We start from the raw sequence: 24,384 nt of genomic DNA on the forward strand, positions 1-24,384 counted from the left end.
GGTCACCTCCCGGCATTGGTCAGGGCCGCTGCAGCGCCGTACAGCCCGGTGTTGCCATCCAGCACCACCTGAACCGGCGTGGCCTCCAATAACGGCCGCATCCGGCCCTTGTTTTCGAAGGCGGCGCGAAAGCCGCTGGCCATGAAAAAGTCGAGAATCGCCGGCACAATGCCGCCACAAAGATAGACACCGCCGTAACTGCCCAGGGTCAGAACGCTGTTGCCGGCTACCCGGCCCAGAATGTCACAGAACAGGCTGAGCGCCCGGGCTGCCAGCTCGTCATTAGCTGCCACGGCCGCTGCGGAAACCTGCTCCGGGGTTTCCTGTACCGGCTTACTGCCGGTAATCTCCGCCAGCGTTCGATACAGGTTCATGATACCCGAACCACACAGCAGTCGTTCCACAGAAACCCGGCCATAGGCGGCGCGAAGACGGCGGGCAATCTCGCACTCAAGGTCATCCAGCGGCGCAAAGTCCACATGGCCCCCTTCGGTTGCCAGCGGTATCCAGCCATCCCCCGCCGGCACCAGTGCCGACATGCCCAGGCCCGTGCCCGGGCCAAGTACCAGTACCGGGCGCGACGGGTCTGCGCCGCCCCCGCCCACCGGCACCCGTTGGCTGGCCGGCACGTGCATTACGCCCAACGCCATGGCGGTGTAATCATTCACCAGCCGGAACCGGTCCAGGCCGAAGCGTTGCGCCAGGTGCCCGGTATCGAACTGCCAGCGGTTGTTGGTCAGGGTGACAACGTCACCGGTAACCGGGGCGGCAACGGCCACACAGGCTTCGCGGACAGTCACCGGCCCTACATGCTTCAGGTACGCCGCAATGGCCTGCCCGGGCCCCGGGAAATCAGCACAGCGGAAAACCTTCAGCGACTGCAACTGCACCGATCCCGGCACCACCAGCGCAAACCGGGCATGGGTGCCGCCAACATCACCCACCAGCGCCATGGCGTGCGGAACAGCTTCCGTCATCAGCCGGCGCTCCAGAACACACTGGCACCCTGCTCCGGATTCGAGACACCCTGGCGCATCCAGCCGAACAGTTCACGGCCATAGCCGGTATGGTTCGCTGCCAGGTCTGCACTGGCCGGGCTGCGGTCAGCCAGTTCCGCCTCGCCGAGCTGCACCGACAGCACACCACTAACGGCATCCACGCAAATAACGTCGCCGTCACAAATCCTGGCCAGCGGGCCGCCCGCCAGTGCTTCCGGGTAAACATGGATAGCCGCCGGCACCTTGCCGGAGGCTCCGGACATCCGGCCATCGGTCACCAGCGCCACCCGATAGCCTCGATCCTGAAGTACACCGAGGTAAGGGGTCAGCTTGTGCAACTCCGGCATGCCGTTGGCTTTCGGCCCCTGAAAGCGCACCACCACCACGCAATCCCGGTCCAGGTCGCCAGCATCAAAGGCGGCTTTCAGTTCGTTCTGGTCGTTGAACACCACCGCCGGCGCCTCAACCCGATGGTGTTCCGGTGCTACCGCCGACACTTTGATCACTCCGCGCCCGAGATTGCCATCCAGCACCCTCAATCCGCCATCCGGGGCGAAGGGCTCTGCAGCGCTGCTCAGCACATCCGGGCGCTGGCTCCTGGTAACAGCCGGGTGCCAGCGAAGGCTTTCCCCTTCCAGCTCCGGCATCCGGGCGTAGGCATCCAGCCCCTTACCGATCACTGTGTTGACGTCGTTATGCAGGTAGCCTTGTGCCAGCAACTCCCGAATCAGGAACGGCGTGCCGCCGGCTTCGTGGAAAGCGTTGATGTCTTCCTGGCCGTTCGGGTAAATACGGGTCATGGAGGGCACCACCGACGACAACTCGGCGTAGTCGTTCCAGTCAACCAGGATCCCGGCCGCCCGGGCAATGGCGATCCAGTGGATGGTGTGGTTGGTGGAGCCACCGGTCACCAGCAGGGCTACCAGGGCATTCACAATGGCTTTCTCGTCCACCATATGGCCGAGCCCCAACTCGCCGCCGTGGGGCCGGGACAACTTGATGACCTGCTCGGTCGCCGCGCGGGTCAGGGCATCCCGCAGGGGCGTATCGGGGTTTACGAAAGCCGCACCGGGCAGGTGCAGGCCCATTACCTCTACCAGTAACTGGTTACTGTTGGCGGTGCCGTAAAAGGTACAGGTGCCCGGGCTGTGGTAAGACTGGCTTTCGGCTTCCAGCAATTCATCCCGGCCGATCTTGCCCTCGGCATAGAGCTGGCGAATCCGCTGCTTTTCCTTGTTCGGCAGCCCGGACGGCATGGGGCCGGATGGCACCAGAATGGCCGGCAGGTGGCCGAAACTCAGGGCACCAATCAGCAACCCTGGCACAATCTTGTCACATATACCCAGTAGCATAACCGCGTCGAACATGTTGTGGCTCAGCGCCACTGCCGTACTCATGGCGATGGTGTCCCGGGAGAACAGGCTCAGCTCCATTCCCGGCTGGCCCTGGGTGACCCCGTCACACATGGCGGGAGTGCCGCCGGCAAACTGGGCTACCGAGCCCATACCATGGGCCGCTTCGCGGATAAGGTCAGGAAAGCGCTGATAAGGCTGATGGGCAGACAACATGTCGTTGTAGGCGGAAACCATGGCCACATTGGCGCGGTTCAGAAACTTCAGGGTATCTTTATCGCCCTGGCTGCAAGCCGCAAAGCCATGGGCCAGGTTACCGCAAGACAAGGTGCCACGATGGGGGTCCTTTGCCGCCAGCCCGGCCATCCTCTCGAGATAATCCGCGCGGGAAGCCCTGCTGCGTTCGATGATGCGGTTGGTCACCTTCTGAACCGTGGAGTGCATGGGCTTTCTCCCTGTATCGTGGTTATTCCAGACCTAAGTGTACTTTCTTTACCGGAGGCTTTCAGGTTCAATTGAACACTCAAATTTTACAGACAAGGACACGCACTATGCTCAGGCGCACCAAGATTGTCGCCACCCTCGGCCCCGCCACCGACAGTGAGGAATCGCTGGCAGGTATCATCGCCGCCGGCGTTGATGTTACCCGCCTCAACTTTTCCCACGGCAGCGCCGAAGAGCATATGGAACGAGCCCGCCGGGTTCGTGCAGCGGCCGCTGCCCAGGGTCGCTTTGTGGCCATCCTGGCCGACCTGCAAGGCCCGAAACTGCGCATCGCCCGCTTCACCGACAACAAGGTCACCCTGGAACGGGGCCAGACCTTCGTGCTCGACGCCACCATGGACAAAGAGGCTGGCACATCGGAGCAAGTTGGCATTGATTACGAACAACTGATCAACGACGTCAGCCCGGGCGATATCCTGGTGCTGGATGACGGCCGCATTGAAATGGAAGTGACCGCGGTCGACGACCACAGCATCACCTCCACTGTGCTGATCGGCGGCCCGCTGTCCAACAACAAGGGCCTGAACAAGCGCGGTGGCGGCCTCTCAGCGGACGCCCTCACCGAGAAAGACAAGCAGGACATCGTAACCGCAGCCCGGCTGGACGCCGACTATGTCGCCGTCTCGTTTGTCCGTACAGCCGACGACATGCACGTGGCCCGTCAGCTGCTGAAAGAAGCCGGCTCCGATGCCGGCCTGGTGGCGAAGATTGAACGGGCCGAACTGGCCCACGATACCGACGCACTGGATGCCGTTATCGAAGCGTCAGACGCCGTAATGGTCGCCCGGGGCGACCTGGCCGTGGAGATCGGCGATGCCGAACTGGTGGCGGTTCAGAAACACATCATCAAGCGGGCCCGGGTACTGAACCGGGCCGTGATCACCGCGACCCAGATGATGGAGTCGATGATCACCAACCCCATGCCCACCCGGGCGGAAGTGTCTGACGTTGCCAACGCGGTGATGGATTACACAGATGCCGTGATGCTGTCCGCCGAGACTGCCGTAGGCGATTACCCGAAAGAAGCCGTGGAAGCCATGGTGCGCATCTGCACCGGTGCGGAACGGCACCCGTCCATGCACCAATCCCAGCACCGGATCCACGAAAGCATGGAAAAGGTAGACGAGGCGATTGCCCTGTCTGCCATGTACGCCGCCAACCACCTGCAGGGTGTGTCTGCCATTATCTGCCTGACAGAAACCGGTTCCACTCCGCGCCTGATGTCACGGATCAAATCCAGCCTGCCGATCTTTGCCTTCTCACGGCACCACTCCACCCAGCACCGGGTGGCTCTGTTCCGGGGCGTGCAGACGGTTCCGTTCGATTCTGCCAACCACGCCAATGAAAAGGTCAATGCACTGGCCGTGGACGAACTGAAGAGCCGGGGTGTTGTGCAGGATAACGACCTGGTGGTGATCACCAAGGGCGACTATGTGAACGCCCAGGGTGGCACCAACTCCATGAAAATCGTTCGTGTAGGGTCCGACATCCAGTAGCCTGCGCCGGTCAGCCCCGGTGGCCAATGGCCGCCAGGCTGGCCCGGGCGATGCCGGTAATGGTCTGCCAGTCCTTACTGGCCACGGCTTCATCCGGCGTCAGCCAGGTGCCGCCCACCGCAGAGACATTATCCAGCGCGAGGTAGGCTGCAGCTGTCTGCTGGCGAACCCCGCCGGTCGGGCAAAAGCAGACATCCGGGAAGGGGCCGGCAAACGCCTTCAGGGCCCTTTCACCCCCGGATACTTCCGCGGGAAACAGCTTGAAGTGCCGGTAGCCGTGGCTGTACCCCATCATCAGTTCCGAGGCGGTGGCAATGCCCGGCAGCAGGGGGGATTCCGAGGTCACACCGAAATCCAGGATGGCATCAGTTACACCAGGGGTAATAACAAACTCGGCCCCGGCTCGCTCGACGTCCCGGTACTGATCGATGCTGATCACCGTACCCGCCCCCACAATCGCGTCCGGAAGCGCTTCCCGAACCCGCCGGATGGCATCCAGGCCATGCTCTGTGCGCAAGGTGATCTCCAGCGCACGAATACCGCCGTCAAACAACGCCCGACAAAGCGGGATGGCATCGTCCGGATGACGGATGGTGATCACGGGTATCAATGGCGACTGCGCCATCACAAACTCGATCTTTTCCTGGTGCTCCACAGACAGCAATGGCATTCAAGTCTCCCCCGGCGCTAACCGGACAACAGCCCGTTACGGGCTCCAGTAAATTCGCAAGCCTGGTTTCAGAAAAGCACGGATTGGCATTTCCCGCCAGTCATCCGGGGCCTTCAGGGCCCGCTCCAGGGTTTCCAGCTTGTCCTCACCCCTGAGATGCAACGCCAGGAACCGGGCGCCCGCCAGCACCGGCCGGGTCAGGGTTACCCGGGTATGGGCCTGGGACGGCGGTGTCATCACGCACACCCGACCGGGCGCCTGAATAGACATTGCCTCCGGCAGCTGGGGCGCATCCGGGAACAGCGACGCCGTATGGCCATCGTTGCCCATGCCCAGAACCACCACATCCAGCGGCAACTTCAACTCGGCCAGCAGCTGCTCGATAGCAGGCAAGGCTTGCTCGGCGCTGCACAGCGGCTGCCGCAGGCTGAGAAAGCGTACCTCCTTTGCCCTGCCCTGCAGCAGGTTCTGCCGCACCAGGGTCGTGTTGCTGGCGGGGTCCCCTTCCGGCACCCAGCGCTCGTCGGCCAGCAGCATCGTGACCCGGGCCCAGGCCAGCTCCTGCTGCGCCAGCGTTTGAAAGAAGGGCACCGGCGTAGAACCACCGGACACCACCAGCGAAGCCCGTCCGCCCCGGCGGAGCCGGCCACGCAGGCTTTCCGCTACGTGTAACGCCAGCTGGCCCGCACATTCCTGCGTGGTCTCACTGAAAAATGCCTGCACCCCTTCGGGTAGCGGCAGGTCACACGTCTTCATACCAGCTCCTGCCATCCCGGGTGATCATGGCAATCGACGCCACCGGCCCCCAGGTGCCTGCGGCGTAGCGCTTCGGCGGTTCGCCGCTGTCGTGCCAGTTACGGATGATCTGGTCGACCCAGCGCCAGGCGTGCTCTACCTCATCGCGGCGGACAAACAGGTACTGGTTGCCCCGCATGATTTCCCACAGCAACCGCTCGTAGGCATCCGGAATCCGATCGGTATCAAAGGTTTCGGAGAACGTCAGCTCCAGTGGCCCCTGGCGCAACCGCATGCCCTTATCCAGCCCCTGGTCCTTGGTGAGGATCTTCAGTGCCATGCCCTCATCGGGCTGCAGCCGGATAATCAGTTTGTTGTTGGCCAGGTGCTTCTGGTCCGGATCGAAGATGTAATGGGGTGCCGGTTTGAAGTGGATGATGATCTGCGACATTTTCTCCGGCAGCCGCTTGCCGGTGCGAATATAGAAGGGCACGCCAGACCAGCGCCAGTTATCAATCTCGGCCTTCAGTGCAACAAAGGTCTCGGTTTCGCTGGCTTTGTTGGCGCCCTCTTCGTCCAGGTAACCGGGCACCGGCTTGCCTTCACTGGTGCCGGAGGTGTACTGCCCGCGCACCACGTATTCCGCCATCATATCCGGGGTAATCCGTTTCAGCGCCTTCAGCACTTTTACCTTTTCGTCCCGGATACTGTCGGCAGACAGGTCCGATGGCGGGTCCATGGCAATCAGACACAGCAGCTGCAGCAGGTGGTTCTGGATCATGTCCCGGATCTGGCCGGCCTGGTCGAAATAACCCCAGCGGCCTTCAATGCCCATGCTTTCTGCCACCGTGATCTCCACGTGGGAGATATGGTTCTGGTCCCACTGGGAAGCGAACAGGTTGTTGGCAAACCGCAAGGCAATCAGGTTCTGGACCGTTTCCTTACCCAGGTAATGATCAATCCGGAACAGCTGGCTTTCCCGATAAACTTCAGCCAGTTCGTCATTGATCACTTTCGAAGATTCCAGGTCGTGGCCGATGGGTTTCTCCACCACCACCCGGGTACGTTCGGTACAGCAACCACCGGCCCTCAGATTCCGGGCAATCACGCCATACATGGATGGCGGCGTGGCCATATAGACAATTAACTGGTTACCGGGATGGCGCCAGTCGTTGAGCACCAGGAAACCGTCGGTATCGGTGAAATCCAGCTCCAGGTATTCCACACGGCTGACGAATCCCTGCGCTACGGTGGCGTCGAACTCCGGCTCCGGAATCTGCTCTTCCAGCCTGGCCAACAGCGCTTTGCGCAGGGCCGCGGTGTCTGTGTCGCGCCGGGCAATGGCCAGCACCCGGCTGTCCGACGCCAGCAATCCGGCCCGGTCAAGCTGATACAGCGCCGGGAACAGTTTGCGCTGGGCAAGGTCTCCCGAGGCTCCGAACAGCATCAGATCGCAGGCACACACAGGTTGATCCACCATCAGCGTCTCCTTCGCCCGGCGTACCGCAAGGCCGGATTTTTCGTAACTTTAGCCAAATAATGGCACTGTCCCGGGGCCAAGCCAAGGGCACTTCCGATATATGACATATTTACTACCCTTTTATTTGCCCGCAGCAGGTATAATGACGTCTTACCACCAGAACAGAAGGGAGTATAGCTGCATGGCGGACAACCCGGGACGCAGAGACGACAACCTGCTTGAGCAGATCCAGAATCGCCTGGAATCGCTGAATAAATCCGAGCGCAAGGTTGCCGAGGCCATTCTCAAAGACCCGAGTGCGGCAACCCGTTACTCCATCGCTGCCCTTGCCCGCGCAGCGGATGTGAGCGAGCCGACGGTCAACCGGTTCTGCCGCGGATTCTCCGCAACCGGCTTTCCGGACTTCAAAATCCGGCTGGCCCAGAGCATTGCCACCGGCACCCCCTACGTGGGCCAGGATATAGAGCCGGATGACAGCCCGGCGGAGTATGGCGAAAAAATCATGCTCAGCACCATCGCCAACCTGGACAAGGCAAGGCAGGCGCTGGACCCACAGGCCATTGCCACAGTGGTGGATTACCTGATCCAGGCCAAGCAGATTGCCTTTTTCGGCATGGGCGGTTCGGCCTCGGTCGCCCTGGATGCCCAACACAAGTTTTTCCGCTTCAACATCCCGGTAACCTCTTACGACGACGCCCTGATGCAACGCATGGTGGCCGCCGGTTCCGGGGTTGGCGACGCCATCGTGCTGATCTCCTTTACCGGCCGTACCCGGGAAACCGTGGAGATTGCCCACCTGGCCAGGGCCAATGGCGCCACGGTTATCGGCATTACCAATCCGGAGTCGCCGCTGGCGGAAGCCTGCACCGCGGTTGTGGGTGTCACTGCACCGGAAGATACCGAGGTCTACATGCCCATGTCTTCCCGGATTATTCACCTGACGGTCATCGATATCCTGGCTACCGGAGTCACCCTCAAGCGCGGCCCGGATTTCCTGGATCACCTGAAAAAGATCAAGGAAAGCCTGAAGGCTACCCGCTTCCCCCAGAACTGATCCCCGGATACGAAAAAGGGTGCCCGAGGGCACCCTTTAAAGTCTGAAGCCTGACCTTAATTCCGCTCGACTTCTGCGGTGTTTCTCAGGTACTGCTGATAGGCCTGGTACTCACGCTGCCCCTCAAGCTGTGCCAGGAACTGCTGCAGCTGGCGGTACTCAGGATTATCATCCTGAACCTCACCCGGGTTAACCGCGCTCAGCACGATCACCGCAGCCTCGCTACCACCCAGCGCCTTGCCGACAACCGGCTGCTCGCCTTCAGGATGCGGCAGGGAGAACACAGCCTGGGCAATGAACGGATCCAGTCCTGCCACGTTACGGCCCTCGCCTTCAAAACCCTGCCACTGGTCAGCCATCGGCTGCTCACCGGCTTCTACCGCAGCCACCAGCTCGGCCGCACGGTCATCCAGGGCTTTACGGGTTGCACGGCTGGTCAGCAGGTCACGAATCTGGCCTTCAACATCCGCCAACTCCAGCTGGCGCGGCTCCTGATACTCGAGAACCCGGGCCACCACCGCACGATTATTTTCAACATCGATCAGTTCGGTGTTATAGCCGCCAGTCAGCACGTCGTCAGAGAACAACTGTCGAACCAGTCCGGCGTGGTCAAACGGCCCAGGGCCGCCGTCGCGAGTTACACCAGAGACTTCCTGAACTTCCAGCCCCAGTTCGGAGGCCGGGCCCGCCAGGTCATCCGCAGCATAGGCAGCATCCGCCAGCTGGGACCGCACTTCGGCGAAACGCTCGGTTGCCCGGGCACGGGCCAGCTCGTCACGCAGTTCGGCTTCCAGCTCCGCAAATGCCGGCACATCGGCACGGCGCACTTCTTCAAGGCGAATCAGGTGCACACCAAAGCTGGTTTCCACCGGGCCGGAGGTTTCACCTTCTTCCAGTGAAAACAGCGCTTGCTCGAAAGCTTCGTCATAAACACCACGACCGGCAAAGCCCAGGTCGCCACCCTCACGGGCGGAAACGGTATCAACCGAGAACTCTTCCGCCAGCGCAGCGAAGGATTCACCCTCTTCCAGACGCTGCTGGATGGTTGCCATGGTTTGCTCTGCCTCGGCACCCGCTTCAATCAGGATATGGGCGGCACGACGCTCTTCACGGGCAAAGTCTTCGGCCCGCTCATCATAGTAGCCACGCACTTCCTCGTCGGAGATTTCGATAGCACTTGCCAGCGCATCCAGCGACAGGGTGATGTAGGCGGCGGAAACCTGTTCCGGTTTACGGAACTGGTCTTTGTTGTCTTCGTAGTATGCCTCGATGTCTGCATCCGATACCGACACCTGGTCGGCTACCGTATCGGCATCAATCGTCAGTACGCGGAAGTCCCGGGTCTGGTTCTGGATAGCCAGCAGTTGTTCCGCCTGGGCGGGAACCGCAAGGCCGGTCTGGGCAATCGCCGCACGGATCTGGTTAACCACGTAGTTCTTGCGCAGGCTTTCACGGAATTCGGCAACACCCATACCCAGGTTACGCACAGTGGCCACAAAGCGGTCGCGGTTGAACTGGCCATCCACCTGGAACTGGGGCATCTGGGTAATCAGGGAATCGATGTCGGCATCGGAAAGTTCGAGGCCCTGGTTGGCAGCGTCCTGGGTGAGCACGGCTTCCTGGATCAAAGCCTCCAGAACATCCCGGCGAACCTGGTCTTCATCCACCAGTGACGGATCCGGGTTTTCCATCTGCATGAGGCGTTGCTGGGTTTCCAGCTGAACGGTGCGCAGGAACTCCCGTTCGGTAATGTCGTTGCCGTTAACGGTGGCCACTTCCGGTTCACCGGTGAAGCCGCCAATGATCGCGTCCATCCCCCAGATCGACAAGGAAATGATCAAAAGGCCGATAATAACCTTTGCGATGGTGCCCTGGGCATTATCCCGAATATCTTGAAGCATGTTATTCCTGAATCCCTGTTCAAGGTCGTGCGGATGTTTTGTTGGCGAGAAGCTGTTCTGGCAGCCCCTTCTTAACGCAAAAAGGCGCACCCTTTACGGAATGCGCCTCGAGTTCCTGCGGCAGCTCCCGCGTGCGAAAGCCGCCAAGGAAAGAACCGTTACTTAACGGCGTCTTTCAGGGCCTTACCTGCTTTGAAGCCAGGTACTTTAGAGGCCGCGATCTTGATTTCAGCGCCGGTCTGCGGGTTGCGGCCGGTACGGGCTGCACGCTCTTTCACAGAGAAGGTACCGAAACCGATCAGGGTAACCTGGTCGCCTTTCTTCAGAGCACCGGTGATGGAGCTGGTCATTGCATCCAGCGCACGGCCAGCTGCTGCTTTGGAAATATCTGCGGATTCTGCAATTGCGTCGATCAGTTCGGACTTGTTCACACTAAACCCCTTCGATTTCAGGTTGAAGATGTTATAGGTCGGATTTTTTTAGCGGACTTTTCCGACTATCGCATAAGCAGTCGGAGAATTCCATTCTTCTGTTTTTTTATTCCTTGCGGTGTTTCACCGGTGATCGGAATAGGCACATACTGCGCGGGAGCCCTTGGTATTGGCTGCTTCACGGCGAAACAGTTATACCAATGGGCTCTCCGACGTGTCAACAACTCATCCCGTCATTAATGAGTATTTATGCGCTCGGTAACATCACTGGCATCTTCTTTTGCTTTCGAAGACGCCGCTTTGCCAGGGGCATTTTCGGCAGACGGATCCGGTGCGTATTCCAGGGCAATGTCCAGCACCTCGTCAATCCACTTCACCGGACGAATCTCCAGCGACTCCTTGATATTATCCGGTATCTCCTTGAGATCACGGACATTTTCATCAGGAATCAGAATGGTCTTGATGCCACCACGGTGGGCTGCCAGCAACTTTTCCTTCAGTCCGCCGATCGGCAGTACCCTGCCCCGCAATGTGATCTCACCGGTCATGGCCACATCGGCCCGCACAGGAATTCGGGTCAGTGCAGAAACCAGTGCGGTGCACATGCCGATACCGGCGCTCGGGCCGTCTTTCGGGGTTGCACCTTCCGGAACGTGGATGTGCAGATCGTGCTTTTCATGGAAATCGTCAGCAATTCCAAGCCCTGCTGCACGGCTGCGAACCACGGTGAGCGCAGTCTGGATAGACTCCTGCATCACATCACCCAGAGAACCGGTTTTCACCACCCGGCCCTTACCCGGAGTCAGGGCGCATTCGATGGTCAGCAGTTCGCCGCCCACCTGGGTCCAGGCCAGGCCCGTCACCTGGCCAACCTGGTTGTTCTCCTCGGCCAGGCCGTACTTGAACTTCTTCACGCCGGAATAATCTTCCAGCATGTCCGGCGTCAGGGTAATAGAAGCGTTATCACTGCTCTCTACGTGCTCACGCACCACCTTACGGCAGATCTTGGCAATCTCCCGCTCCAGGCCACGCACACCGGCTTCCCGGGTGTAGTAGCGGATCAGGTCGCGCAGGGTCTCTTCCGGCAGTTTGAGCTCGTCCTTACGCAGGCCATTAGCCTTGATCTGCTTGGGCAGCAGGTAACGCAGCGCAATGTTGACCTTCTCGTCTTCGGTGTAACCCGGAATCCGGATGATCTCCATACGGTCCAGCAACGCCGGCGGAATATCCATGGAGTTGGAGGTACACACGAACATCACATCCGAAAGATCATAATCCACTTCCAGGTAATGGTCGTTGAAGGTGTGGTTCTGTTCCGGGTCCAGGACCTCAAGCAGGGCCGACGCCGGGTCACCCCGATGGTCCATACCCATCTTGTCGATTTCATCGAACAGGAACAGCGGGTTCTTCACCTCTACCTTGGCCAGCTTCTGCAACAGCTTGCCCGGCAAAGCGCCGATGTAAGTTTTGCGATGACCACGGATTTCCGCTTCGTCACGCACGCCACCCAGGGCCATGCGGGTGTATTTCCGGTTGGTAGCCTTGGCAATGGACTGCCCCAGCGAGGTCTTGCCCACACCGGGAGGCCCTACCAGGCACAATACCGGCCCTTTGACCTTCTTCACCCGGCTTTGCACCGCCAGGTACTCAAGGATGCGCTTTTTGACTTCATCCAGGCCGTAGTGGTCCCGGTCGAGAATCTCGCGCGCTTTTTCCAGGTCGTGGCGAACGCGGCTGCGCTTTTTCCACGGCACTGCCAGCATCCAGTCGATGTAGCCCCGCACTACCGTGGCTTCGGCAGACATGGGAGACATCATCTTCAGCTTGTTCAGCTCCGCTTCGGTCTTCTTGCGGGCTTCTTCCGGCAGGCCGGCCTGCTCGAGCTTCTGCTCCAGCTCTTCAAAATCGTTGTTACCCTCACCCAGATTGCCCATCTCTTTCTGGATGGCCTTCATCTGTTCGTTCAGGTAATACTCCCGCTGGCTGCGCTCCATCTGCTTCTTCACGCGGCCACGGATGCGTTTTTCAACCTCGATCAGGTCGATCTCGCCGTCCAGCTTGCCCAGCAGCAGGTCTACCCGCTTGCGTACATCCAGGGCTTCCAGCAGTTCCTGCTTCTCCGGAATGCGCATATCCAGGTGCGCGGCCATGGTGTCTACCAGGCGCTCCAGCTCATTGATGCCGGTAAGCGCATTGGACACTTCCGAAGGCACTTTCTTGGACAGTTTTACGAACTTCTCGAATTCGCCCATCAGGGTCTTGGTGAGAACGTCTTCTTCGCGCTCGGGCAAAGACTCCTCATCCATCAGAACAGCCTGGCCGGTCAGGAAGTCGGCTTCTTCAATGCCGGTAATGCTGGCCCGGGCATTACCTTCAACCAGCACTTTAACGGTGCCGTCCGGTAACCGGAGCATCTGCAGCACAGTAGCCAGCGTGCCCATGTCGAACACATCTTTCGGGCCCGGCTCGTCGGTAGAAGCGTCTTTCTGGGCGACCAGAAGGATTTCCTTGCTGCCCTCCATCGCGGCTTCCAGGGCCTGGATGGATTTTTCTCGGCCCACAAACAGTGGCACCACCATGTGCGGAAATACCACCACATCCCGCAGCGGGAGCAGCGGATATTCTTGCACGGTTTCTTCAGGTATACGGGTCATAGGGAATCCTCTGACAGCGTTTCTTTCAGCATATCACCCATCATTGGGGCGCAGACAAAAATTGCAATCTTTTTACGAAAGGAAAGCACGGGCGGGATGATGCGGTTTTGTGAAAGCAGGCCAATGAAAAAGGGGCGTTGCCGCCCCTTTTTCTGATGCACCATGACGGTCCGGAAATCAGTCTTCCGGTACTGCCTTGGCGTGATCGCTGCTGGCGTAGATCTTGAAGGGCTCGGAATCGCCCTTGATCACGCTTTCATCAATCACCACCTTGGACACATCGTGCTCGGATGGAATCTGGTACATGGTATCCAGCAGGGTGGCTTCCATGATGGAGCGCAGGCCCCGGGCACCGGTCTTGCGTTCCATGGCCTTTCTGGCCACCGCGCGCAGGGCGTCTTCCCGGAAATCCAGCTCCACACCTTCCATATCGAACAGTTTCTGGTACTGCTTGGTCAGTGCGTTCTTGGGCTCGGTCAGGATCTGCACCAGGGCCTCTTCGTCCAGCTCGGTCAGGGTTGCCACAACCGGCAAACGACCGACGAACTCGGGAATCAGGCCGAACTTCACAAGGTCCTCGGTTTCCACAACACGGATGATGTCGCCGGTGTTCTTGCTGTCGTCCGGGCTCTTCACCGTAGCGGAGAAACCGATGGAGCTGCGCTCGGACCGTTCCTGGATCACCTTTTCCAGGCCAGCGAAGGCACCACCACAGATAAACAGCATGTTGGTGGTATCAACCTGCAGGAACTCCTGCTGCGGATGCTTGCGGCCACCCTGGGGCGGAACCGATGCTACCGTGCCTTCGATCAGCTTAAGCAGTGCCTGCTGAACACCCTCACCGGAAACGTCCCGGGTAATGGAGGGGTTGTCAGACTTGCGGGAAATCTTGTCGATTTCATCGATGTACACAATGCCGCGCTGGGCCTTGTCGACATCGTAGTCGCACTTCTGCAGCAGCTTCTGGATGATGTTTTCAACATCCTCACCCACATAACCGGCTTCGGTCAGCGTGGTGGCATCGGCAATGGTAAACGGCACATTAAGCATGCGGGCCAGGGTTTCGGCCAGCAAGGTCTTACCGCTACCGGTCGGCCCGATCAGCAGGATGTTACTCTTGCCCAGCTCAACGTCGCTCTTGCCTTCACCATAACGCAGACGCTTGTAGTGGTTGTACACCGCTACAGACAGAACCACCTTGGCGCGATCCTGGCCGATCACATATTCGTTCAGGGTCTCCCGGATTTCCGCAGGAGTGGGCAGCCGGTCGCTGGCCTCTTCCTGGGAATTTTCCTGGATTTCTTCCCGAATAATATCGTTACACAGGTCTACACACTCGTCGCAGATGAACACCGAGGGCCCTGCAATGAGCTTACGGACTTCATGCTGGCTCTTTCCACAAAACGAGCAGTACAGCAACTTGCCGTTATCGTCGCCTCTGCCGTTTCTTTCATCTGCCATTGAAATACCTCTGTTCTTCGTTGGTCGGCGCAATCAAACAGTACGCCGACCAGGGATGATGCGATGACTTTCAGTATTAGTTATTCGATACGCGCTTATCAAGTACTGTATCGATCAACCCGTACTCCTTCGCCTGGACCGGGTCCATGAAATTATCACGGTCGGTATCACGGGCGATGGTCTCCAGGTCCTGGCCGGTATGGTGGGCCAGAATGGAGTTCAGGGTATGGCGAATCTTCAGAATCTCGCGGGTGTGGATCTCGATATCCGTTGCCTGGCCCTGATATCCGCCCAGCGGCTGGTGGATCATCACGCGGGAATTGGGCAGGCAGGCACGCTTGCCCTTGGCACCACCGGCAAGCAGGAAAGCACCCATGCTGGCCGCCTGGCCAATACACAGGGTAGAAACGTCCGGCTTGATGAACTGCATGGTGTCGTAGATCGACATACCCGCAGTTACGGAGCCACCCGGGCTGTTGATGTACAGGTGGATATCTTTGTCCGGGTTTTCGGATTCCAGGAATAGCAGCTGGGCAACCACAAGGTTCGCCATGTGATCTTCAACCGGGCCAACCAGGAAAATCACCCGCTCCTTGAGCAGACGTGAATAAATGTCGAAGGAACGCTCTCCACGTGCCGTCTGTTCAATTACCATCGGCACCAGACCGGCGCTGGTTATCATTGTAGGGCCATCAAACGGTTTCTGCGTCATGTGCGCCTGAACTCCTTATGGACAATGGGCATGGACTCCTGCGGAGGATATCCTGAATCGGCGATCAGGACACCCCTGAATACTTATACTCTGCCAGCAGTAAGCCCAGATGAAAACAGCCGGACACGCCGGCTGTTTCCAGAAAGCGGCACCGGGCACCAGGCCCGGGCCTGATCAGCGCTGCTGCTGACCAGCGGCTACTGCTTCTTCGTACTTCATTTTCTTCTCGCTCACCTTGGCCTGGGCCAGGACGTGGTCAACCACGGCATCTTCCAGCACAGAAGACTCAACCTGGGCCTTCTGATCCGGGTTGCTGCTGAAGTGGGCGATAACTTCGTCCGGCTGCTCGTAGGTAGAAGCGATTTCCTGGATCTTCTCTTCAACCTTGGCGTCGTCGGCTTTCAGGTCGTTCTTCTTGACCACTTCCTGGAACAGCAGGCCGGTCTTCACGCGGCGCTTGGCCTGGTCTTCAAAGATTTCCTTCGGCAGCTGCTGGAAGTCAACCTGGCCACCGAAACGCTGAACAGCGTCCTGGCGCAGACGGTCGATTTCCTGGTCTACCAGGGCAGACGGAATGTCCAGCTCGGTGGTCGCCAGCAGGCCTTCAACAACGTCGTTCTTGACCTTGTTGGAAACCGCCTGCTTGAGCTCGCGCTCCATGTTCTTCTTCACTTCCTCACGGAAGGCCGCTTCGTCTTCGGCTTCGATACCGAACTTCTGGAAGAACTCTTCGTTCAGTTCAGGCAGCTGCGGCTCTTCAACGTTGTGAATGGTGATAGCGAACTTGGCAGGCTTACCGGCCAGGTCTTCGTTGTGGTAATCCGCAGGGAATTCCACGTCGATTTCCAGCTCTTCGCCGGCCTTACCACCAACAATGCCCTTCTCGAAGCCCGGAATCATCTGGCCGGAGCCCAGGGTCAGGCGATGGCCTTCAGCGGAGCCGCCTTCGAACTCTTCACCGTCGATGGAGCCTTTGAAGTCGATGGTAACAACGTCCTTGTTCTTGGACTTGCGCTTCACTTCCTTCATGGTGGCCTGCTGACGACGCAGGTTATCGATCATGGTATCGATGTCTTTGTCAGTCACTTCAGACACCGGCTTCTCGACTTCAACCTTGCTCAGGTCGCCCAGCTCGATTTCCGGCAGCACTTCAAAGATAGCCACGAACTCGAGGTCTTTGCCCTCTTCCATGGTCTTCGGCTCGAACCGCGGCCAGCCGGCCGGGTTAACGTCCTGCTCCTGCAGTGCCTTGATGTAGTTGTCGCGCATAACCTCGCCAACAATTTCCTGGCGGATGCTGTCACCGAAACGACGCTTGACCACGCTCATGGGCACCTTGCCAGGGCGGAAACCGTTCAGGCGAACAGTACGGGCAGTTTCCTGCAGGCGTTTCTGGACCGCCTGGTCGATTTCCTGGGCGGGCACACCAATCGTCATGCGACGCTCGATGTTGGAGGTCGTTTCAACAGACACTTGCATGGAAGATCCTCAAATTACAGATTCTGTATGTGAATGAAAATTAAAACAAAATCCCGAATGAAGCGGTTCACCTCAAAGGGACGCAAAATTAAAAGCCGGTAGTTTATCACGGTTTACCCTGCCGAGAGAATCACCCGACACGACGGAATAACGGTTTGAGACCAGCACCACAACCGGACTGGACAAAAGATGGGGACAAATCAGAAAAAAGAAAGGGTGGTGCGAGAGGAGAGACTTGAACTCTCACGGGTTGCCCCGCTGGAACCTAAATCCAGTGCGTCTACCAATTCCGCCACTCTCGCATATCCGTCGCAGCACCGATCCCGGAACGGGAAGGTCAGAACCGCGGAAACAAACAAGGGGAAAAGTGGGGTGGACGAAGGGGTTCGAACCCTCGACCGCAGGAGTCACAATCCTGAGCTCTACCAACTGAGCTACGTCCACCACATCAGGGAGGTACCTTACGGTACGCATCTGCTTACTTCAACTTTGCTGGTTCGGCGAGTCCGGTGCCAACCTGCTTCGAGCAGTATGGCGCGCCCGGCAGGACTCGAACCTGCGACCATCCGCTTAGAAGGCGGATGCTCTATCCAGCTGAGCTACGGGCGCTTGACCGTTCGCCCACCTGAACATCCAGAAAAATGGTCGGGGTAGAGAGATTCGAACTCCCGACATCCTGCTCCCAAAGCAGGCGCGCTACCAGACTGCGCTATACCCCGTTAACTGAACAACAAGTGCCTCAGCAAAGTTGGCGCGCATATTACCGGCGCCTGAGGCATCCGTCAACACGGATTTTAAAAAACCTGCGTATAACGTTGATTCAGAAGACTGCCTGCCCCGGCAAAAGTTCCCTCCGGGAAGCTACATTGGCGTTCACGCCGAAGCATGAGACAATGCGCTGCCTCACTTCACCACTATTCATGCCCAACCGACAAGACGGAAACATGAGCGCCAAACTGATTAACGGAAAAGACATTGCCGCACAGGTCCGGCAGCGGGTTGCTGCCGGCGTGGAAGCCCGCAAACAGAAGGGGCTTCGTGTACCAGGCCTGGCCGTGGTACTGGTCGGCAACGATCCCGCCTCGCAAGTTTATGTAGGCAACAAGCGCAAAGCTTGCGAACAGGCCGGTATCCTTTCACTGTCTTACGACCTGCCCGCAGACACCTCCCAGCAGACCCTTGAAGCCCTGGTAGACGAGCTGAACGAAAACCCGACGGTAGACGGCATCCTGGTACAGCTTCCCCTGCCCTCACACCTGGACGCAGACCCGATCCTGGTAAAAATTCGTCCGGACAAAGATGTGGACGGCTTCCACCCCTACAACACCGGCCGCCTGATGCAGCGCAAGCCCGCCCTGCGCCCCTGCACACCGGCTGGCGTGATTACCCTGCTGGACTCCGTTGGCACATCCTATAAAGGCCAGCACGCCGTGATTGTGGGTGCTTCCAACATCGTCGGCCGCCCCATGTGCATGGAGCTGCTGCTCAAAGGCGCCACCACCACCGTATGCCACCGCTTTACCGACAACCTGGAAAAGTTTGTCAGCGAAGCAGACATCCTGGTCGCCGCAGTGGGCAAACCCGGCATCATCAAGGGCGAATGGGTAAAACCCGGCGCCACGGTGATTGATGTAGGCATTAACCGGATGGCCGACGGAAAACTGTGTGGCGACGTGGACTTTGAGGCGGCAGCTGCGCGGGCCGCTTATATCACCCCGGTTCCCGGTGGTGTGGGACCGATGACCATTGCCACGCTACTGGAGAACACCTTGTATGCGGCGGATGTGCTGCATTCGGAGGTCTAGATTCTTCGGAGACCGGCGCTTACAGAAGGGTGGGGTCGTACCCCCGCCGGGGGTACGACCCCCTTGTAGCCTGCAAGGCCCATAAAAAACCCCGCCGAGGCGGGGTTTTTTGTGTCCGGTCTTACTGACCGTACTTGGCTTTTGCCTTCTGACGATAGGCGTGCAGCAGCGGCTCGGTGTAGCCGGCCGGCTGTTCGCGACCTTTCAGAACCAGGTCCACAGCCGCCTGGAAGGCAATGCTGTCGTCGAAGTTCGGCGCCATGTTGCGGTACCCGGCATCGCCAGCGTTCTGCTTGTCGACCACGGCAGCCATGCGCTTCATGGTTTCCATGATCTGCCCTTCGGTGCAGATACCGTGGTACAGCCAGTTGGTCAGCAGCTGGGAAGAGATACGCAGGGTTGCGCGGTCTTCCATCAGGCCGATGTCGTTGATATCCGGCACCTTGGAGCAGCCAACACCGGAATCGATCCAGCGAACTACGTAGCCGAGAATACCCTGGGCGTTGTTGTCCAGTTCTTGCTGGATGTCTTCGGCAGTCAGGGCAGACGGATCTTCCATCACCGGCACCGTCAGGATGTCCTCCAGGGACGCACGCTCGCGGTTAGCCAGTTCTTTCTGTACGTCGAACACATTCACCTGGTGGTAGTGCGTGGCGTGCAGGGTAGCGGCAGTCGGAGACGGAACCCATGCCGTGTTGGCACCCGCTTTCGGATGACCGATCTTCGCTTCCAGCATGCCAGCCATCAGGTCCGGCATGGCCCACATGCCCTTACCGATCTGGGCAACACCAGACAGGCCGGTTTCCAGGCCGATGTCCACGTTCCACTGCTCGTAGGCGCTGATCCAGGCCGCCTGTTTCATCTCACCCTTACGGATGAACGGACCCAGCTCCATGGAGGTGTGAATCTCGTCGCCGGTACGGTCCAGGAAGCCGGTGTTGATAAACACGGTGCGCTCTTTGGCAGCGTGGATACAGGCTTTCAGGTTAACCGTGGTGCGACGCTCTTCGTCCATAATGCCGACTTTCAGGGTAAAGCGCGGCAGGCCAAGGGCATCTTCAACGCGGCCGAAGAATTCGTTGGTGAAGGCCACTTCTTCCGGGCCGTGCTGCTTGGGCTTAACAATGTACACAGAACCCTTGGTGCTGTTCTGGAACTTGCCGTCACCCTTCAGGTCGTGGATGGCAATCAGGGACGTAACCAGGCCGTCCATCAGGCCTTCCGGAATCTCGCTGCCGTCTTTCAGCAGGATAGCCGGGTTAGTCATCAGGTGGCCGACGTTACGAACAAACAGCAGGCTGCGGCCCTTCAGGGTAACTTCGCTGCCGTCAGCGCCGGTGTAGCTGCGGTCGCCATTCATGCGACGGGTCATCATCTGACCGCCTTTCTCGAAGGACTCTTCCAGGTCACCCTTCATCAGGCCCAGCCAGTTTTTGTAGGCCAGCACCTTGTCATCCGCGTCTACGGCAGCCACGGAGTCTTCGCAGTCCATGATGGTGGTCAGGGCTGATTCCATCAGAACGTCTTTAACGTTGGCACCGTCGTCTTTACCGATCGGATGGCTGGCATCGACCTGGATTTCGAAGTGCATGCCGTTCTTCACCAGCAGAATACCGGTAGGTGCATCGGCAGCGCCGGTGTAACCCACAAAGCCGGACTCGTCTTTCAGGCCGGTCACTTCACCGTTCTGCAGTTTCACCGCCAGCTTGCCGCCGTCGATGTAGTACCTGGCAGCATCGTTATGGCTGCCGGAAGCCAGGGGCGCGGAGCCGTCCAGCAGTTTGCGGGCCCACTCGATAACCTTGGCACCACGAACCGGGTTGTAACCACGGCCTTTCTCGGCACCGCCTTCCTCGGAAATAGCATCGGTGCCGTACAGGGCATCGTACAGGCTACCCCAACGGGCATTGGCAGCGTTCAGGGCAAAACGGGCGTTCATGATCGGCACAACCAGCTGCGGGCCGGCCATGGTGGCGATTTCCGGGTCTACGTTGGCGGTAGAAATTTTGAAATCCGCCGGCTCGTCAACCAGGTAACCGATCTCTTTCAGGAAGGCCTTGTACTCGGCCATGTCCAGTTTCTGGCCTTTATGATCACGGTTCCAGGTGTCCATTTTTTCCTGGATCTCGTCGCGCTTGACCAGCAGGTCGCGGTTGCGCGGAGCCAGCTCGTTCACAATCTTGTCGAACTCGGCCCAGAATTTGTCAGCGTCAACGCCGGTACCCGGGATCGCTTCGTTGTTTACGAAATCGTACAGATTCTTGGCGATCTGAATGCCGCCAACTTGAACGCGTTCTGTCATCGTTGCTTGCCTCGATGGGTTATGTTTCCCGACTCCCCCTTAGCGCACCAGGTGCGGGGGCATTAGTATTTGAGCGGCGTATTGTACGTGAAAATCCCTACAAGGTCATTCCCACTCAGCACAATGCGACTTTATGTGTATCAACCGGATCTCAGGCGCGGCGCCAGGTGGTTCCTTCCCGGCTGTCATCCAGGATAATGCCCTTGTCCAGCAGTTCATCGCGAATGCGGTCTGCTTCGGCAAAATCCTTCCCCTTGCGCGCGTCGGCGCGGGCCTGGATCATCGCCTCGATATCTTCCGCCGTCAGCTCACTGCCGGTATCCGCCTGGAAGAAAGCTTCCGGGTCCTGCTGCAGCAAGCCCAGCACCGCACCCAAACGCACCAGCACGGCCGCACTGCGCTTGGCAGCCTCTTCGTCACCTCCCCGGCGCTGATGATTGATGTCATTAGCTACCGCGTGCAACACAGCAATGGCGCCGGCAGTGTTGAAATCGTCGTCCATAGCCTCGGCAAACCGGCGATCATGGTCGGACTCCGGCACATCGGCTTCCTTGGCCGGCGTAATACCACGCAGGGCGTGATACAGCTTGGTCAGCGTGCGGCCAGCTTCGGCCAGGTTGTCTTCGGAATAGTCGACCTGGCTGCGGTAGTGGCTGGACACCAGGAAGTAGCGCACCACTTCCGCCGGGTATTTTTCCAGGATCTCGCGGATGGTGAAGAAGTTGCCCAGAGACTTGGACATCTTTTCTTTATTTACACGAATGGCGCCGGCGTGCATCCAGGTGTGCACAAACTTGTGGCCAGTGGCGCACTCGGACTGGGCAATCTCGTTCTCGTGGTGCGGGAACAGCAGGTCCGGGCCGCCGCCGTGGATATCGAAGGTATCACCCAAGCACTTGGTGGACATGGCAGAGCACTCGATGTGCCAGCCCGGGCGACCTTCACCCCAGGGCGACTGCCAGCTCACCTCACCCGGCTTGGCGGCTTTCCACAGGGCGAAGTCCGCCGGGCTGCGCTTGGCTTCCTGCACGTCCACACGGGCACCTGCCAGCAGGTCCTCCAGCTTCTTCTTGCTGAGCTTGCCGTAATCCGGGAATGAATCCACCGCAAAGTACACATCGCCGTTGTCCGCCGCATAGGCGTGACCGCCGGAAATCAGGGTCTGGATCATGGCGATGATGTCGTCGATGTAAGCTGTCGCCCGGGGCTCGTCATTGGGCGCCAGCACGCCCAGACGCGCTTCGTCTTCGTGCATGGCGTGGATCATGCGGCCGGTCAGGTCGGTGTAGACCTCACCGTTTTCGTCCGCCCGACGCAGGATCTTGTCGTCGATATCGGTAATGTTGCGCACGTAGTGCACATCATAACCACGGTGGCGCAGGTACCGGGTAATCACATCGAAGGCCACCAGCACCCGGGCATGGCCCAGGTGGCAGTAGTCGTAAACCGTCATGCCGCACACATACATGCGCACCTTGCCCGGCTCGATGGTTTTGAACTCTTCCTTTTGCTGCGTCAGCGTGTTGTAGATGCGCATTACTTGCCTCCCTTACCCCAGGAATCCCTCAGGGTCACGGTACGGTTGAACACCGGCTTGCCGGCCTTGGCGGTCAGTTCCTGGTCGCAGAAGAAATAGCCTTCCCGCTCGAACTGGTAAGGCAGGTCGGTGCGCGGCTCGGCCAGGCTCTTCTCTACCCGCGCGCCCTTCAGCACCACCAGGGAGTCCGGGTTCAGGTGGTCCAGGAAGTCGCCTTCCTTGTCGCTGTCCGGATTCTCGTGGTTGAACAGGCGGTCGTACAGATTGATGTCGGACTCAACGCTGTCACTGGCCGATACCCAGTGAATCACGCCGTTAGGCTTGTAGCCTTCGGGGTTCACGCCCAGAGTGTTCGGATCGTATTCGCACTTCAGCTCGACAATCTCGCCGCTGTCATCACGCACAACCTCTTTGCAGGTCATCACGTAACCGCCGCGCAGGCGCACTGCCTGGTCCGGAGCCAGCCGCTTCCACTTGCGCGGCGGTTCCATCTCGAAGTCTTCCCGGTCGATGTACAGGGTCTGGCTCCAGGTCACTTCCCGCTCACCCATTTCCGGCTTCTGCGGATGCACCGGCAGGGTCAGGGTTTCAACCTGGTCGGCCGGGTAGTTGGTCAGGGTCACCTTGAGCGGCCGCATCACGCACATGGCGCGGGGCGCCCGGTCGTTCAGGTCTTCACGAATGGCATATTCCAGCATGCCCACATCCACGGTACCGCCAGCCTTGTTCACACCGATCATGTCGCAGAAGCTGCGGATGGATTCCGGGGTATAGCCACGGCGACGCATGCCCGAAATGGTCGGCATCCTGGGATCGTTCCAGCCGTCGACCACGTTTTCGTCCACCAGCCGCTTCAGCTTGCGCTTGCTGGTGATGGTGTAGTTCAGGTTGAGCCGGGCAAATTCGATCTGGCGCGGGTGGCACGGAATGGTGATGTTATCCAGCACCCAGTCGTACAGCGGCCGGTGATCTTCAAACTCCAGGGTGCACAGGGAATGGGTAATCCCTTCCAGGGCATCGGAAATCGGGTGGGTAAAGTCGTACATCGGGTAGATGCACCACTTGCTGCCGGTCTGGTGGTGGTCGGCATAGCGAATGCGGTACAGGATCGGGTCCCGCATGTTGATGTTCGGGGAGGCCATGTCAATCTTGGCCCGCAACACCAGCTCGCCGTTCTGGAACTTGCCGTCGCGCATATCCCGGAACAACTGCAGGCTCTCTTCCACCGGACGGTCCCGGTACGGGCTGTTCTTGCCCGGCTCTTTCAGGGAACCCCGGTACTCGGCCATCTGTTCGGCATTCAGCGCGCACACATAGGCCTTGCCCTTCTGGATCAGCTCTTCCGCGAATAAATACAGCTGGTCAAAGTAATCGGAAGCGTAGAGTACTTCGTCTGCCCATTTGTAACCCAGCCACTCGACATCCTGCTTGATGGCGTCGATATACTCCTGGCTTTCTTTTTCCGGGTTGGTGTCATCAAAGCGCAGGTTGCATTCGCCACCGAAGGTTTCGGCAATGCCGAAGTTCAGGCAAATGGACTTGGCGTGACCAACGTGCAGATATCCATTGGGCTCCGGCGGAAAACGGGTAACGACCGTGCCGGTGTGCTCGCCCTTGGCGATGGCATCTTCGATCAGGCTTTGAATAAAGTTGTGGGCTTTCTTCGACTCGGCGCTCATACAATCTCTGTCAACGGGGGATGAAACATGGGAGCAATCCGAAGGCTCCGTGAAACCGCCTATTATACCCACAAATAGTCTCAGGACTCATGCACACAACGAAACTCTTCAGTACAATAGCGACTTTGATCATT

Annotated in this window: 18 protein-coding genes and 4 tRNA genes; 3 read left to right on the forward strand and 19 right to left on the reverse strand. The window is 59.0% G+C overall.

Annotated features, from left to right (window positions below; genetic code table 11):
• Window positions 1-2: 2 nt before the first annotated feature.
• Both glk and edd read right to left on the reverse strand, forming a co-directional pair.
• Window positions 3-977 (reverse strand): glucokinase, encoded by a 975-nt coding sequence (gene glk, locus B9Q17_RS04190; protein WP_094624216.1) that lies wholly within the window; start codon window positions 975-977, stop codon window positions 3-5.
• Complete coding sequence (gene edd / locus B9Q17_RS04195) at window positions 977-2,794, reverse strand: phosphogluconate dehydratase (protein ID WP_094624217.1); 1,818 nt, start codon at window positions 2,792-2,794, stop codon at window positions 977-979. The genes glk and edd overlap by 1 nt, the downstream gene beginning before the upstream one ends.
• 107 nt (window positions 2,795-2,901) lie before the next feature.
• On the opposite strand from edd, the gene pyk reads away from it, so the two are divergent.
• The gene (gene pyk, locus B9Q17_RS04200; RefSeq protein ID WP_058340072.1) at window positions 2,902-4,350 is read left to right on the forward strand and encodes a pyruvate kinase; all 1,449 of its coding nucleotides are present in this window, start codon (window positions 2,902-2,904) and stop codon (window positions 4,348-4,350) included.
• A 10-nt stretch (window positions 4,351-4,360) separates the two neighbouring features.
• Here the strand turns inward: pyk and B9Q17_RS04205 are convergent, their stop codons facing one another.
• Genes B9Q17_RS04205 through zwf form a run of 3 tightly spaced genes read right to left on the reverse strand, consistent with a single transcriptional unit; the run spans window position 4,361 to window position 7,235 of the window.
• A complete protein-coding gene (locus tag B9Q17_RS04205; protein ID WP_058340073.1) occupies window positions 4,361-5,020 on the reverse strand; it encodes a bifunctional 4-hydroxy-2-oxoglutarate aldolase/2-dehydro-3-deoxy-phosphogluconate aldolase in 660 nt (219 codons plus the stop codon).
• A 36-nt stretch (window positions 5,021-5,056) separates the two neighbouring features.
• Window positions 5,057-5,776, reverse strand: a complete 720-nt coding sequence (gene pgl, locus B9Q17_RS04210; protein ID WP_094624218.1) for a 6-phosphogluconolactonase — start codon at window positions 5,774-5,776, stop codon at window positions 5,057-5,059.
• Window positions 5,763-7,235, reverse strand: coding sequence for a glucose-6-phosphate dehydrogenase (zwf, locus tag B9Q17_RS04215; RefSeq protein WP_058340075.1), 1,473 nt, complete (start codon window positions 7,233-7,235; stop codon window positions 5,763-5,765). Before zwf ends, pgl begins: the two co-directional genes overlap by 14 nt.
• A 181-nt stretch (window positions 7,236-7,416) precedes the next feature.
• Between zwf and B9Q17_RS04220 the strand changes: the two genes are divergently transcribed.
• Complete coding sequence (locus tag B9Q17_RS04220; RefSeq protein ID WP_058340076.1) at window positions 7,417-8,289, forward strand: MurR/RpiR family transcriptional regulator; 873 nt, start codon at window positions 7,417-7,419, stop codon at window positions 8,287-8,289.
• Window positions 8,290-8,345: 56 nt separating this feature from the next.
• Here the strand turns inward: B9Q17_RS04220 and B9Q17_RS04225 are convergent, their stop codons facing one another.
• From B9Q17_RS04225 to B9Q17_RS04270, 11 genes are all read right to left on the reverse strand, one after another.
• On the reverse strand, window positions 8,346-10,190 hold the full coding sequence (locus B9Q17_RS04225; RefSeq protein ID WP_094624219.1) for a SurA N-terminal domain-containing protein: 1,845 nt from the start codon (window positions 10,188-10,190) through the stop codon (window positions 8,346-8,348).
• A 158-nt stretch (window positions 10,191-10,348) separates the two neighbouring features.
• Complete coding sequence (locus B9Q17_RS04230) at window positions 10,349-10,621, reverse strand: non-specific DNA-binding protein Hbs (protein WP_022988046.1); 273 nt, start codon at window positions 10,619-10,621, stop codon at window positions 10,349-10,351.
• 236 nt (window positions 10,622-10,857) lie between these two features.
• Window positions 10,858-13,275, reverse strand: a complete 2,418-nt coding sequence (gene lon / locus B9Q17_RS04235) for an endopeptidase La (protein ID WP_022988047.1) — start codon at window positions 13,273-13,275, stop codon at window positions 10,858-10,860.
• Window positions 13,272-13,439, reverse strand: a complete 168-nt coding sequence (locus B9Q17_RS17995; RefSeq protein ID WP_022988048.1) for a hypothetical protein — start codon at window positions 13,437-13,439, stop codon at window positions 13,272-13,274. The genes lon and B9Q17_RS17995 overlap by 4 nt, the downstream gene beginning before the upstream one ends.
• Window positions 13,440-13,452: 13 nt before the next feature.
• Entirely contained in the window at window positions 13,453-14,736 is a 1,284-nt protein-coding gene (gene clpX / locus B9Q17_RS04240) for an ATP-dependent Clp protease ATP-binding subunit ClpX (protein ID WP_094624220.1), read from the reverse strand.
• A gap of 76 nt (window positions 14,737-14,812) precedes the next feature.
• Window positions 14,813-15,448: an ATP-dependent Clp endopeptidase proteolytic subunit ClpP gene (clpP, locus tag B9Q17_RS04245; protein ID WP_094624221.1), complete on the reverse strand. Its 636-nt coding sequence runs from the start codon at window positions 15,446-15,448 to the stop codon at window positions 14,813-14,815.
• A gap of 174 nt (window positions 15,449-15,622) precedes the next feature.
• Window positions 15,623-16,927 (reverse strand): trigger factor, encoded by a 1,305-nt coding sequence (tig, locus tag B9Q17_RS04250; RefSeq protein ID WP_094624222.1) that lies wholly within the window; start codon window positions 16,925-16,927, stop codon window positions 15,623-15,625.
• A gap of 217 nt (window positions 16,928-17,144) precedes the next feature.
• A tRNA-Leu gene (locus tag B9Q17_RS04255) sits at window positions 17,145-17,229 on the reverse strand.
• 66 nt (window positions 17,230-17,295) lie between these two features.
• Window positions 17,296-17,371: transfer RNA gene (locus B9Q17_RS04260), tRNA-His, on the reverse strand.
• An 88-nt stretch (window positions 17,372-17,459) separates the two neighbouring features.
• Window positions 17,460-17,536: transfer RNA gene (locus B9Q17_RS04265), tRNA-Arg, on the reverse strand.
• A gap of 33 nt (window positions 17,537-17,569) precedes the next feature.
• Window positions 17,570-17,646: transfer RNA gene (locus tag B9Q17_RS04270), tRNA-Pro, on the reverse strand.
• 225 nt (window positions 17,647-17,871) lie between these two features.
• Here B9Q17_RS04270 and folD point away from each other — a divergent pair.
• A complete protein-coding gene (gene folD / locus B9Q17_RS04275; protein WP_094624223.1) occupies window positions 17,872-18,732 on the forward strand; it encodes a bifunctional methylenetetrahydrofolate dehydrogenase/methenyltetrahydrofolate cyclohydrolase FolD in 861 nt (286 codons plus the stop codon).
• A 121-nt stretch (window positions 18,733-18,853) separates the two neighbouring features.
• Here folD and B9Q17_RS04280 read toward each other — a convergent pair whose 3' ends face one another.
• The 3 genes from B9Q17_RS04280 to B9Q17_RS04290 form a co-directional block, all read right to left on the reverse strand.
• Window positions 18,854-21,034 (reverse strand): malate synthase G, encoded by a 2,181-nt coding sequence (locus tag B9Q17_RS04280; protein ID WP_094624224.1) that lies wholly within the window; start codon window positions 21,032-21,034, stop codon window positions 18,854-18,856.
• A gap of 151 nt (window positions 21,035-21,185) precedes the next feature.
• Window positions 21,186-22,571, reverse strand: a complete 1,386-nt coding sequence (gene cysS / locus B9Q17_RS04285; protein ID WP_094624225.1) for a cysteine--tRNA ligase — start codon at window positions 22,569-22,571, stop codon at window positions 21,186-21,188.
• Entirely contained in the window at window positions 22,571-24,250 is a 1,680-nt protein-coding gene (locus tag B9Q17_RS04290; RefSeq protein WP_094624226.1) for a glutamine--tRNA ligase/YqeY domain fusion protein, read from the reverse strand. The genes cysS and B9Q17_RS04290 overlap by 1 nt, the downstream gene beginning before the upstream one ends.
• Window positions 24,251-24,384 lie beyond the last annotated feature (134 nt).

It is taken from the genome of Marinobacter vinifirmus, assembly GCF_002258215.1.
Lineage (GTDB): Bacteria > Pseudomonadota > Gammaproteobacteria > Pseudomonadales > Oleiphilaceae > Marinobacter > Marinobacter vinifirmus.

Coding starts and splice junctions, on each gene's coding strand:
- glk (WP_094624216.1), bottom strand. CDS start 977: ATGACGGAAGCTGTTCCGCACGCCATGGCGCTGGTGGGTGATGTTGGC.
- edd (WP_094624217.1), bottom strand. CDS start 2,794: ATGCACTCCACGGTTCAGAAGGTGACCAACCGCATCATCGAACGCAGC.
- pyk (WP_058340072.1), top strand. CDS start 2,902: ATGCTCAGGCGCACCAAGATTGTCGCCACCCTCGGCCCCGCCACCGAC.
- B9Q17_RS04205 (WP_058340073.1), bottom strand. CDS start 5,020: ATGCCATTGCTGTCTGTGGAGCACCAGGAAAAGATCGAGTTTGTGATG.
- pgl (WP_094624218.1), bottom strand. CDS start 5,776: ATGAAGACGTGTGACCTGCCGCTACCCGAAGGGGTGCAGGCATTTTTC.
- zwf (WP_058340075.1), bottom strand. CDS start 7,235: ATGGTGGATCAACCTGTGTGTGCCTGCGATCTGATGCTGTTCGGAGCC.
- B9Q17_RS04220 (WP_058340076.1), top strand. CDS start 7,417: ATGGCGGACAACCCGGGACGCAGAGACGACAACCTGCTTGAGCAGATC.
- B9Q17_RS04225 (WP_094624219.1), bottom strand. CDS start 10,190: ATGCTTCAAGATATTCGGGATAATGCCCAGGGCACCATCGCAAAGGTT.
- lon (WP_022988047.1), bottom strand. CDS start 13,275: ATGACCCGTATACCTGAAGAAACCGTGCAAGAATATCCGCTGCTCCCG.
- B9Q17_RS17995 (WP_022988048.1), bottom strand. CDS start 13,439: ATGGTGCATCAGAAAAAGGGGCGGCAACGCCCCTTTTTCATTGGCCTG.
- clpX (WP_094624220.1), bottom strand. CDS start 14,736: ATGGCAGATGAAAGAAACGGCAGAGGCGACGATAACGGCAAGTTGCTG.
- clpP (WP_094624221.1), bottom strand. CDS start 15,448: ATGACGCAGAAACCGTTTGATGGCCCTACAATGATAACCAGCGCCGGT.
- tig (WP_094624222.1), bottom strand. CDS start 16,927: ATGCAAGTGTCTGTTGAAACGACCTCCAACATCGAGCGTCGCATGACG.
- folD (WP_094624223.1), top strand. CDS start 17,872: ATGAGCGCCAAACTGATTAACGGAAAAGACATTGCCGCACAGGTCCGG.
- B9Q17_RS04280 (WP_094624224.1), bottom strand. CDS start 21,034: ATGACAGAACGCGTTCAAGTTGGCGGCATTCAGATCGCCAAGAATCTG.
- cysS (WP_094624225.1), bottom strand. CDS start 22,571: ATGCGCATCTACAACACGCTGACGCAGCAAAAGGAAGAGTTCAAAACC.
- B9Q17_RS04290 (WP_094624226.1), bottom strand. CDS start 24,250: ATGAGCGCCGAGTCGAAGAAAGCCCACAACTTTATTCAAAGCCTGATC.